The sequence below is a fragment of the Vulcanococcus sp. genome, from assembly GCF_044369115.1.
Lineage (GTDB): Bacteria > Cyanobacteriota > Cyanobacteriia > PCC-6307 > Cyanobiaceae > Vulcanococcus.
The window spans coordinates 1-10,767 of record NZ_JBIPMN010000086.1 but is presented as its reverse complement, the minus strand read 5'-3'; the positions used below and the strand labels follow the sequence as shown (position 1 = coordinate 10,767).

Sequence of the window (10,767 nt, the reverse complement as noted above, 5' to 3'; positions counted from 1 at the left end):
CACCGTGGCCGGTGACATCCGCCAGGTGCTCAAAGCGATCGTGGGCTTTGAAGGCGAAGCCAAGATCACCCCCGATGGGCTCTGCCCGATGGTGTGGGTGGAGGGCCTCTCGATCACCGGGGAGGCCTGAGTCCGCCGTGAAGGTCCTGTTCTGGGGCACCCCGGCCTACGCGGTGGCCAGCCTGGATGCGCTGGTGGCCGCGGGTCATGAGCTCGTGGGAGTCGTGAGCCAACCCGACCGCCGCCGCGGCCGCGGCAAAACCCTGATGGCCTCGCCGGTGAAGGCGCGGGCCCTCGAGCTGGGGATCCCGGTGTTTACCCCGCAGCGGATCCGGCGCGAGCCTGATTGCCAACGGCAGCTCGCGCAGCTCCGAGCCGATCTCTACGTGGTTGTGGCGTTCGGCCAAATCCTGCCCCCGGAGATCCTGCAGCAGCCGCCCCTGGGCTGCTGGAACGGCCACGGATCCCTGCTGCCCCGCTGGCGGGGCGCCGGCCCGATCCAATGGAGCCTGATCGAAGGCGACAGCACAACCGGTGTGGGCGTGATGGCCATGGAGGAAGGTCTCGACACGGGTCCGGTGTTGCTGGAGCGCACCATCCCGATCGGTCTGCGCGAGAACGCCCATCAGCTCGGCGAACGTCTGGCCGATCTCACAGGCAACCTGCTGGTGGAAGCGCTACCGCTCATCGAAGCGGCCGGCCCTGGCACTGAGGCCGAGCGGCTGCAAAGGCTCCGAGTGCGGCTGCAAAGCGAAGAGGGCATGACCTACGCCCGCATGCTCACCAAGGCGGACGCCCAGATCGAGTGGAACCAATCGGCCTTGCAGATTCACCGCAAGGTGATGGGTCTCTACCCGGGGGCCACCAGCAGCTGGCAGGGCAAACGGCTGAAGCTGCTCACCACCGAGCCGTTGGTCCAGCGCGTGGCGGCTGAGCTGAGCCCTGAAGCGGCTGACCTCGCCAAGCGTTGGGGTTTGCCGCCCGATAGCCAACCTGCTGTGGATGCAGCGAAGCCCGGCACAGTGCTGGATGTGATTTCAGGCGTGGGCTTAGTGGTTGCCAGCAGCGGCTGCCCGCTGCTGCTGCGGGAAGCCCAGCTGGAGGGCAAGGCAGCCGCCAGCGGCACCCAGCTGCTGCAGCAACTGCAGGCCAAACCTGGCGATCAGCTGGGGGATGCCGCGGCCTGATCGTGCTTAAGCCATCAGCAATTGGTAGGCGTCGTTGACACGGCGGAACGCGGCGGCATCACCGCCCATGTCGGGATGGTGCTGCTTCACCAGACGGCGATGGGCTTGTTTGATCGCATCGCGGGAAGCGCCCCAGGCCAGGCCTAGCTGCTGATACGCCGCAGCACGGCGCGGATCGCTGCCGGGGGGCGGCCCAGGGGGAGCCTCATGAGCTCTTTGTTGCTGGCGAGAACGAGCGCCGGAACGACGAGTGCGGCTGCGCTGCTCGAGCCGCTGGCATTGTTGCCGCAGCTCCGCCACCACGCGGCGGGGTTCATCAGCCAACCACTCCCGGGCGCTGATGCCATACACGCCAAAGGCCGCCCGCAGCGCCAGCTGCTGCTTGCTGTTGAGGCCATGCAGAGCCTGATCCAGATCACGACCCAAACCAGGCGCCAAGCGATCGAGCCGCTGCTCGAGGCTCAGCTGCGGCAGAAAGCTGGAGCGATTCAGATCGGCAATCAGGCCCATCAGCCCATGGGCTTCGTCCCCGGCCCGCAGCTGAGACCAACCCGGTTGCTGCGTGAGCAGGCGGGCCCAGTGCGCCGCCTCGGATTGGCACAGCCACTGGGGTTTAGCTGAGGCGGCACGCGGTTCACGCTCCAGCCGCTCGTGGCGATCGAGCAAGCGACGCAGGCGCAACACCTCCTGCTTGAGGGCTGCGTTCTCTTCGAGAAGGGCATCGAGATTGCCGGTGATCGGCCGAGAGGAGCGACCGCCAGACGGCCAATCCCTTGGATCAAATCCCATTGCCCCCTGCCGTCAGCCTCAACGCTGCCGCGACCGCGCCCCAGGAGCACGCCCGCGACCTGCGCCACCACCACCGCCGCCTGAACCGCCGCGACGGCCACCACCACCGCCACCACGGCCTCGGCCTCCACTGAGATCCAGCGGCGGCGCTGAGTGGATGGTGCGCTCAAAACCCGGCACCTCCTGCTTCGGCAGCGGGTTGCCGATCAGCCGCTCAATAGCGCGTAGCAGCTCATGCTCTTCCGCCGCCACCAACGACACGGCATGGCCATTGCAGCCGGCGCGGCCGGTGCGGCCGATGCGGTGCACATAGTCCTCCGCCTGGTTAGGCAGATCCAGATTCACCACGTGGGGCAGCTGGTGAATGTCGATGCCGCGGGCGGCGATATCAGTGGCCACCAACACGCGCAGCTCACCGCTCTTAAAGCCAGCGAGAGCACGGGTGCGAGCACCCTGACTTTTGTTGCCATGGATCGCCGCCGCTGCCATGCCCTCTTGCGTGAGGCGATCGGCGATGCGATTGGCGCCGTGCTTGGTGCGGGAGAACACGAGCACCTGCTGCCAGTCGTTGCTCTTGATCAGGTGGCAGAGCAAATCCGGCTTGCGCGCCATGTCGCAGGGATGAAGCAGATGCTCCACCGTGGTGGCGGTGCGGTTCTCCGGGGTGGCCTGCAGCTGCACGGGGTTATGCAGCAAGCCGGTGGCAAGCTTTTTGATCGAAGCCTCGAACGTGGCCGAGAACAGCAGGTTTTGGCGCTTGGGGGGCAAGAGCGCCAGGATCTTCTGGATGTCGCGGATGAAGCCCATATCGAGCATCCGATCGGCTTCATCGAGCACCAGAATCTCCACCCGGTTGAGCTTCACAGCGTTTTGCTGTGCCAGATCCATCAACCGACCGGGTGTAGCCACGAGCACATCGGCACCACCGCGCAGCCGCATCATCTGCGGGTTGACCTTCACTCCGCCAAACACCACATCAGATCGCAGATCGAGGTGGCGTGAATAGGCCGCCACGTTCTCGCCCACCTGAGCGGCCAGCTCACGGGTGGGGGTGAGCACCAGGGCCCGCACCACGTTGTTACGGGCGTGGGGGCCATGCCGCAGCCGCTCCAGCATCGGCAGCGTGAAACCTGCGGTTTTACCCGTTCCCGTTTGCGCTGCCGCCATCACATCACGGCCGTCGAGCACCGCGGGGATGCACTGGGCCTGGATCGGCGAAGGGTTGGTGTAGCCCTTTTCCAGCACCGCCTGCACAATCGGTCGTCCGAGACCGAGCGCGGCAAAGGCTGAGCTGTTTAGCTCTTCCTCAGTCACGATCCGGGCAGGAGCAGAGTTCGCGGCGCTGGCCCTGGTCGAGGTCCCATTGGCCGCTCCAGAGGAGCTTCCGGTTGCCGGGGGGCTGATACGCCTAATGGGCTGCCGGGACGTTTGTCCGGTGCGCTGCTCCTGTCCCGGAGCTGGGTGGGTGGAGGAGGAGATAGGGAAATGGCCTTGGATCCTCACCCTACGGGCGAGGCGGCAGCGGCCATTCCGTGTAGAGGGCGCGGGCCTGATCCAACGTGAGCGCCAGATCCTGATCACTGAGATCACAGGCTTCCGGCCAGTGGGCCTGCAGCCAGCGGCGGAAGCCAGCAGCGTCATCCCAGAAGAAGGCCTCCTGAGCCGCCAGCACTCGGAACTTGAGGAACTCCAACAGCCGTGCCCGCAGCCGGGCGGGCTGAATCAGGCGGCAGCAGCGCCCATCCACCCACAGCTGAAACAGCTCGCCAGGCACGACCGATCCCAACGGCGGCGCCAGCACCTCCAGCAGTGAAGGCGACTGGTGATGGGCCTGCTTGGTTTCCGGGTGGGGGTAATAGATGAGGGCCTCCACCGCAGCGATGCGCGCATCCAAGGGCTGGAGCCGGCAGCGCCAGAAGGAGAAGGTCTCCGGGGGATGGCGATCGCTCCAGAGCAGCTGCTCCACCAGGTGATCGGGTTGGCACAGGCGCCATTCACCGGGGCTGAAATCAAGGTTGAGGGTGGCCTGCTGATACGGGCTGAGATCGATGCCGTGGCGGGCAAACAGCGGCGCCTGCAGGCTGATGGTGCCGGCGGGATAGGGGCTGTCGGCGGCACGGCCTGACGCCACACCATGACCGGCCATACAGCGACCGATGTGCGCTGCATTGAAGTCAGTCGCCGTGATGATCCTGGACATCAGGGCTCCGCTGCAGCCGTCATGTGGTGGGCGCAGCGATCACAAGGCCCCTCCGGCAACACCGCGCAGCGCAGCAAAGGGTTGCGGGCGTTGTAGGTGCAACTGGGATCACCGATGACCCAGCGGCCCTGCCACCAGCGGGCATCGGCGGGCTGCTTTTGGACCTTCACCTGCAGGGCGATGCAGCTGAGCTCGTAACGACCACGACGCAGCTGATAGCGGTGGTGACGCTGCAACACCAGAAAACTGCGGTCGTCGACCACCAACCAGCGACCGGGCTGCGGGATGTCGTCAAGGTCGAGGCGTTCGAGCAAGCGGTTGCTGCCGGCCAAACGCAGTTCCACGTGCATGCCGTTCAGGGTGTGAGTTCGCTGGGATCAGGGCTGGGGAAGCGGCTGGAGAAGCCCCAGAGAAAGAGCATCCCCACCAGAGCCAACAGCACCCATTCCGGGGGCACCAGGTTCGGCGCCGCCAGACGAATCAGCAACCGCACCCCCACCAGGCCCACCGCCAGATAGCCCGCGGTTTCGAGATGACGAAACACGCTGAGCCAACGGATGAACAGTGCAGACGTGAGCCGCAGCGCCACCACGCCGATCACACCACCTGCCATCACCAGCAGCAGGTTGTCGCTGACCGCCACCGCGGCGGCCACGCTGTCGAGGGAAAAGGCGAGATCCGTGAGGGCCAAGGTGCCCACCACCGCCGGCAGGCTGCGGTCGTGATGGGCAGACCCCGGTTCAGGGGCATGATCAGCCTCCACTTCCGCAGCCGCTTCCCCAGAGGGCAGCAAGTTGCTGATGCAGAGCCAGAGCAGATACCCCGAAGCCAGCAGCTGCAGCGGCCAGAAATCCAGCACCCAGCGCGCCACGGCGATCAGCAGCAGCCGAAACACCAGCGCGAGCCCCAGGCCGAAGTTCAGGGCTTGGCCCTGCTGGCGGGGATCCCGCAACTGCCGGGAGATCGCAGCCAGGGCAATGGCGTTGTCGGCCGAGAGCACCGCCTCGAGGGCCACCAGCAGCGGCAGGAGCAGCAGCAGTTCCCCCCACTGATCAGCCGCCTGAATCAGAGGTGAAAGAGAAGGAATCGACTCCGCTTCCATGGCGCCGTGCAGAGGATTCCTGAAGCAGGCAGTCTAGAAACGTTCAACGCCCCGCCCCGCTGATGCAGACCCCACCGGTGCTCAAGGTGAGGCTCGTGCACGCCGAGCCAGGCCAGCGGGTGGTGCAGGTGAGCGCTTGGCAGGGCACCAGCTGCCTGGGCAGTGCCCTCGGTGAAGCCGCCGGCGCCGAAGACGCGGAAGAGCGGGCGATCGCCCGATTGCAGCAGCGCCTGGCAGCAGCAGCCCCAGCTGGAACCCCAGAAACCGCAGCAGCTCCAGCGGCGAATGGGGCGGTTCGCCATCCGGTGATCCGACCAGCGTCCATCCCAGCACCACCCCCGGTGGATGAGAACGAAGGTCCAGAAGCTCTAGATCCGCCCCAGCCCAGCCTCTTCGGCACCAGCGAATCAGGCCCCACGGCCGAATCCCTGCCCCCAGCAGCGGCCAGCGTGGAACCTCCGGCCGATCCCGATGACTGGAGCGATGAGCTGGCGGAGCTCGAAGTGCAACTGCAACGCATCGGGTGGGATCGCAGCCAGGAGGGGCAGTACCTGCAGCGGGCGTTCGGCCACCCCAGCCGCAATCGGCTTACGGCTTATACCGATCTGGTGAGCTACCTGCGCTGCCTGCGCAACCTGGGCACTGGCTCTGATCCAAACAGCGCGCCGGTACCCCTACGCCGCAAAGACCTGCTTGAGCAATCCGATCAACTGCTGCGCAGCTTGCAGTGGGATGCAACCCGCGGCCGGCAGCTCCTCGAGCAGCAATTCCAGCGAAGCAGCCGTCAGCAGCTGAGCGATGAGCAGCTGCTGCACTTCAACATGCTGCTCGAGGAAGCTTTGATCAGAACAGACGAGATCGGCCAGCCTGACAGGGTTCTTACCAGTTCTCATTAAGCTCAAACAGACGTTGAAACAGACGTTGGAAACAGGAGTCAGTGCCAACCAAAGATCTGTCCAAGCCAAAGAGGCCTGGCTCCGTTCACCCATGAGCTATTCAGCCGCCCGGTTTCGGCCCTTGGAGGCTTCGCGGTGGGCTCAGTGGGTAGAAGTGACCGAAGGGGAGCTGAAACCGCCTCAGCAGGCCCTGGTGGGTCAGCCACGAAGGATGCTGCGGAAGAATGCCGAGCAGCTCTGGTTGAACCTGATCCGGATGGGGTGGCAGCGGTGTGGACCGCAGTGGTGATCTGGCTCTAGGACCGGCTCCCATGAAGCCGACCTCTGCGTGGGCCATCCCCTTTGGTCAGATCGTGATGTCCTCAGGCACAACCTGGGCCGGGAGCTGCGCGCCTATCAAAATGTGTTGTCATGCAACAAGCCAGGCTCCCGCGATAATCATGCAAAAAGCGATCATCTCCTTACGACTTAATACTTCTCCGATGCAGAAGTGAGCAAGAAGCAGGGTAAAGACTGGCGAGCAATAAGCCAGTGCAGATGCGATATCGATATAGCCTTTCGTGACGGCGGCGGAATATGCGAGCCACCCAAGCATATTGACCAGTCCCAGTGGAAGTATGAGCAGCAGGTGGCGCCTCTGCATCCGAATGCCGATACGCCGAGCGCCCAGAATCAGAGAAAAGAGAAAACATTCTACAAGTTGAATCAAGAGCAACAGGCCGAAACCGTTGGATGGGTTGCCAAGCTTGAAGAAGATGTCACTAACACCAAACGCCATCGCCGCCAGCGAGGCAAGAATCAGGACAATTGGTTGAATACGTCCTGTAATTGCTGAGCCATTGGTGTGCATGGCAATTAGATATACTGCGGCAAGGATCATCGACACACCGGAGCCACCACTCAGACTTAGTGCCTTGCCGATAAATGTATCGTAGAGAACTGGAATGATCACAGAAATACCGCCAACGGCGGAAATAAGGCCTATAGGACCAGAGGCCAAGGCTTTGAGGTAAGCGATATTGCCGAATGCGAGTAAAAGGCCAATTGGAATTCCATAGATGTAATCAGCAGGGTCCAGTCGTATCGAATGCCCAAGCAGCCTCAAGCTGAGAAACGAGATCGCGCTGACGAAAGAGATCAACCATGAGATCAGTACCGGCGAATAGAGCTTTGCCTCACTACCGGCCTCAAAATCAACAAAACCATTTGCAAACGCGGTCAACAGCGCCCAGTAGGAGCCCATAATCCAAATGCTGAACTCAACAGTTATCTGGGACCATGCTACAAGCGGTTGGCAAGTCTTTAGTGGGGTGGCGAAATAGCCGGATGCTAAAGGCAGTGATCGAATGGTGATCTAGCAAAACGCACAATTGTAGGTAATCAATGCCAATACAAACGGCAACATCTGCTCCTAGAATAGTTTGATCAGATTCTCGCTTCCCTTAGCAATGGCCACATGGCCGTCAAAGGATCTTGAGGTGATGTGACTTAAAAGCCCCTTGGCCTGGTCGTCGAGTTGATCAGCAACGGTTGATTCGATGACCTTGGCTTTGGCATACAACTCACGCAGGTGCTCAAGCTGTAGCTTGCGAGATTCGGGATGGGTGATGGTTTTAAGTTCCTTCAAAGCATCGAACCATGAGCGATGAATACCTTGGCATTCATTGCGGAGGTAGGAAGGTGGGAGTTTGGGTGTCATTAGGTTAGTCAAAAGAATGGTCACCCAAGGGATTACACCTTGGACAGCAAATGCTGCATCACTAGATGTGACTGGTGAAGACGTGGTGTGGTCTTCAATGCCTAAGCATGGGTGGTATCCAATGCTGACTGCGTACAATCAGAGATTGGGCACCAATGCAAAGGCAGTTATTTAGAAGCAATCTCCAGCTTCGTCATTGCCGGTGATGAACATCGCGAGGGCGTGGTGCTGCCAACCAGCAAGGTCTGCACCATGACCGTAGTCATCAATAAAGTCAGACACTGCATGCCCAACAGAACCTTCTTCGTAAGCATCGGAGTCACCTTGAACAGTTTGACCAGCAACAGGAACACCAGCAACCGCTACAAGCTTTCCGTTTCTGAAGCGTTGAGGGCGGGAAGGCTGAACAACACCAAAGCCGCTTACATCCTTCGGTGAGACGCGGCGAGGGTGTTGGATGGCTCGTTCAGCTTGGGCGGTGCTGTGCTCAACCGTGATTGAGGAGGTTCGCTTCTCCTTACGTCTAGCGGTCATCGCGGAACATAAACTCGGTGTAATTCTCAGCCTGCTTCAGAACGTCCTTTGGCGTGATCACTTCGACGCCGAAAGCTCGCTGGATGCGAATGACGGTATCTAACGGAAGTGATTCACGCGTAGAGAGCAGATCCGTCAACAGGATGCCAGGAAGTTCGCGCTCAATGGGATGACGGACAGCGGTCTGAGTCGTAACTGTTGATCCGCCAATCCGAGCCGGTTGCGGGGAAAGGTCATCCATTTGTGAACGATACGCTTGTTTGAGCGCCTGCCGTTGCTCGTCGTTGAGTACAACACGACAGGAAATATACATCGGTAGCTTTTCAGTAGTTCGTTTCATCACTTAAGTCGTTTTTGTTTAAGGTCGTTGTCGTTAGCCTGTTGGAGCTTTGGGTCGGGTGTTGTTGCAGACGAGCTGTTGAGCGATGGGAATCCAAACTCCGTCAACTGCTCATCAATGCGGCTTTGTTGGTTGAACCTATAGTTGTGCTCACGCCATGCAGGGTCAGCATCAACCACAGTCAGCCCACCTATACCGCGACTTGTGCCTGGTTCAAGAGAAGCCTCCTCAAGAACGAACAGGTCACCAGCATCGTCCACACCTAACACTGCTCTACAGCAGGGACAGAGAAGTTCAATGTCTTCCATCAGCTGTTCCACAAACTGGGACCAGAGACGGTTGCCTTAGCAAAGCTCGGCTTGCTGATCAGTGGTGCTCCAATCTGACCTTGGAAGATCTTCGTGTCGATCAGGAGCTGCAGATACGCGTGCCAATCGGGATAGCCAGCAGCCGAAGCATCACGTTCCAGCTTAATCAGTTGGTCAGCGGTAAGTTTGAGCTTGAACGTGCTGGCACTGCGAAGACCACGGATCTTGTGCTCAATAGCCAAAGCCGTGTCCTCGTTGCTGGGACGATCTTGAAGAACATCGACCTGCTTGAGCTGTTCGACAACAGCAGGGTTGGTTAGGTCAAGAATGGGATCAGCCATTAAGCTCAGCCTCGTTGTAATAGTCGACAAGTTGATTAACAAACTGGAAGATCAGATCCTGCTCACCTGAGTCCATAACACTGTCGTATTCAGCAATCGCTGCGTCGCTCAGGTTGTTAGCAGCCCAGTGCAGAATATCGTCGTAGTTGGGAACAGCATCGAAAACTGCAGCAACAACCGGATCATCTGAACCTTCAAGGTCAGAGCTGCTGTAGTGGTCGAAAAGTGCAGTGATGGCTTCCTCCATCTGAGCCATATCCCCACTTGCCATGATGGTGTTAAAGGTGTTGATGTCCTCCGATACAAGGACAGACGATGCCCAGGACATCAGATCTTGATAAGCAGCATCGCCACCAACGAGATCCTTCAGATACTCTTGATCTTCAGCAGTAATCGCCATCTGATCAAACTGTTGGCGGTATTCATCAGGATCGACGAAGTCATCCTCAAGACGTTGGTATCGCTCAGGATCAAGGTCCGCCCATTCGTGCCGAACCATGCCATCAGGAGATTCGACATACTGTGCTTGATGCGATTGCATGTGACGAGCAATGGCAGCATTTCTGCCGATGCCATCATCAAAGTGTCCGGCATCAAAGCTGATCACTTCTTCCCCGGTGGTTGGATCAATTGCAATACCGGGTGTAAAGGTTGCCATAATTGTTTCCTTATTGAATCATTTGTGTCACTCATTCATTTGTACAAGCTATCGCCTGATAGTGAAGGAGTCATTGAAGGTTGTGGATGAGAGCAGCAAAGACACCAGTTCCCCAACTGGACTGCCCTCAACACAAGCATTGGAGATGATCTCGAGTAATCACCACTAAGAAATCACTGTTGATCATGTCGATAGAAGCTGTGTTCTATCCGTAAAAGGTGCTGGATCTTAATTGAACAAGAACTGGCTGATGCGTGAAAGATCTGCCGTACCAAGTGGCAATCTCTTGACCTGCTCTTCACCAACACCCAGGTCATCAGCGAGGCTAGAAAGGGGATTACCCGATACCGTGAATACGAACGCCTTTCTCAGTCGTTCCAAGATCCGATCCATGTCAGTGGGCAACACCGCTACACAATCGTGGATACATGCCACAGGATGCTTCCAATCACTCAGTGCAGCCTTAAGCAGCGTTGCATCTAGAGAATGTACGTAAGAAGGAGAAAGAGCCTTCAGCATTTCCTTTTTGGCAAGCGTCTTGCTGTAACCACTGGCCACACGAGTTCTTCCCATGTGTTTGGTCCGTATGAGAAGGCTGTCACGGTCAAACTCGCTAAGGGCAAGGCCGCGTCCCTTCCAGAGGTGTAAATCCTGAGGCCCGATTACCCTGATCTGAGAGTGAACAGGGGTGAATGACGGGCTGTCATTCGCGA

General features: G+C 59.5%; 16 protein-coding genes. 3 read left to right on the top strand and 13 right to left on the bottom strand.

Features of this window, described 5'->3' with window-relative positions:
* Positions 1–137 precede the first annotated feature (137 nt).
* Positions 138–1,187, top strand: a complete 1,050-nt coding sequence (gene fmt, locus ACIQ2E_RS08165) for a methionyl-tRNA formyltransferase (RefSeq protein ID WP_398328742.1) — start codon at positions 138–140, stop codon at positions 1,185–1,187.
* A gap of 6 nt (positions 1,188–1,193) precedes the next feature.
* Here fmt and ACIQ2E_RS08160 read toward each other — a convergent pair whose 3' ends face one another.
* The 5 genes from ACIQ2E_RS08160 to ACIQ2E_RS08140 form a co-directional block, all read right to left on the bottom strand.
* Positions 1,194–1,976 carry a DnaJ domain-containing protein gene (locus ACIQ2E_RS08160; protein WP_398328739.1) on the bottom strand — a complete coding sequence of 261 codons (783 nt, stop codon included), beginning with the start codon at positions 1,974–1,976 and terminating at the stop codon, positions 1,194–1,196.
* Between the two features lie 18 nt (positions 1,977–1,994).
* Positions 1,995–3,290: a DEAD/DEAH box helicase gene (locus ACIQ2E_RS08155; protein ID WP_398328736.1), complete on the bottom strand. Its 1,296-nt coding sequence runs from the start codon at positions 3,288–3,290 to the stop codon at positions 1,995–1,997.
* Positions 3,291–3,480: 190 nt separating this feature from the next.
* A complete protein-coding gene (locus ACIQ2E_RS08150; protein WP_398328733.1) occupies positions 3,481–4,176 on the bottom strand; it encodes a hypothetical protein in 696 nt (231 codons plus the stop codon).
* Positions 4,176–4,526, bottom strand: coding sequence for a DUF6464 family protein (locus tag ACIQ2E_RS08145; RefSeq protein WP_398328730.1), 351 nt, complete (start codon positions 4,524–4,526; stop codon positions 4,176–4,178). The genes ACIQ2E_RS08150 and ACIQ2E_RS08145 overlap by 1 nt, the downstream gene beginning before the upstream one ends.
* A 5-nt stretch (positions 4,527–4,531) precedes the next feature.
* On the bottom strand, positions 4,532–5,278 hold the full coding sequence (locus ACIQ2E_RS08140; protein ID WP_398328727.1) for a TerC family protein: 747 nt from the start codon (positions 5,276–5,278) through the stop codon (positions 4,532–4,534).
* A gap of 62 nt (positions 5,279–5,340) precedes the next feature.
* Here ACIQ2E_RS08140 and ACIQ2E_RS08135 point away from each other — a divergent pair, with 62 nt between their 5' ends.
* Entirely contained in the window at positions 5,341–6,174 is an 834-nt protein-coding gene (locus ACIQ2E_RS08135; protein WP_398328724.1) for a hypothetical protein, read from the top strand.
* Between the two features lie 13 nt (positions 6,175–6,187).
* Positions 6,188–6,463 (top strand): DUF1651 domain-containing protein, encoded by a 276-nt coding sequence (locus ACIQ2E_RS08130; protein ID WP_398328722.1) that lies wholly within the window; start codon positions 6,188–6,190, stop codon positions 6,461–6,463.
* 120 nt (positions 6,464–6,583) lie between these two features.
* Here ACIQ2E_RS08130 and ACIQ2E_RS08125 read toward each other — a convergent pair whose 3' ends face one another.
* The 8 genes from ACIQ2E_RS08125 to ACIQ2E_RS08090 form a co-directional block, all read right to left on the bottom strand.
* Positions 6,584–7,417 carry an EamA family transporter gene (locus ACIQ2E_RS08125; protein ID WP_398328719.1) on the bottom strand — a complete coding sequence of 278 codons (834 nt, stop codon included), beginning with the start codon at positions 7,415–7,417 and terminating at the stop codon, positions 6,584–6,586.
* Positions 7,418–7,585: 168 nt separating this feature from the next.
* Positions 7,586–7,873: a hypothetical protein gene (locus ACIQ2E_RS08120; RefSeq protein WP_398328716.1), complete on the bottom strand. Its 288-nt coding sequence runs from the start codon at positions 7,871–7,873 to the stop codon at positions 7,586–7,588.
* A 171-nt stretch (positions 7,874–8,044) separates the two neighbouring features.
* Positions 8,045–8,407, bottom strand: a complete 363-nt coding sequence (locus tag ACIQ2E_RS08115) for a hypothetical protein (protein ID WP_398328713.1) — start codon at positions 8,405–8,407, stop codon at positions 8,045–8,047.
* Positions 8,397–8,747 carry a hypothetical protein gene (locus ACIQ2E_RS08110; RefSeq protein WP_398328711.1) on the bottom strand — a complete coding sequence of 117 codons (351 nt, stop codon included), beginning with the start codon at positions 8,745–8,747 and terminating at the stop codon, positions 8,397–8,399. Before ACIQ2E_RS08110 ends, ACIQ2E_RS08115 begins: the two co-directional genes overlap by 11 nt.
* Positions 8,747–9,055, bottom strand: coding sequence for a hypothetical protein (locus ACIQ2E_RS08105; RefSeq protein ID WP_398328708.1), 309 nt, complete (start codon positions 9,053–9,055; stop codon positions 8,747–8,749). Before ACIQ2E_RS08105 ends, ACIQ2E_RS08110 begins: the two co-directional genes overlap by 1 nt.
* A complete protein-coding gene (locus tag ACIQ2E_RS08100; protein ID WP_398328705.1) occupies positions 9,055–9,396 on the bottom strand; it encodes a hypothetical protein in 342 nt (113 codons plus the stop codon). Before ACIQ2E_RS08100 ends, ACIQ2E_RS08105 begins: the two co-directional genes overlap by 1 nt.
* On the bottom strand, positions 9,389–10,054 hold the full coding sequence (locus ACIQ2E_RS08095; RefSeq protein WP_398328702.1) for a hypothetical protein: 666 nt from the start codon (positions 10,052–10,054) through the stop codon (positions 9,389–9,391). The genes ACIQ2E_RS08100 and ACIQ2E_RS08095 overlap by 8 nt, the downstream gene beginning before the upstream one ends.
* Before the next feature lie 228 nt (positions 10,055–10,282).
* The coding region (locus ACIQ2E_RS08090) for a DNA-directed RNA polymerase (RefSeq protein WP_398328699.1) at positions 10,283–10,767 on the bottom strand (485 nt) is incomplete at its 5' end.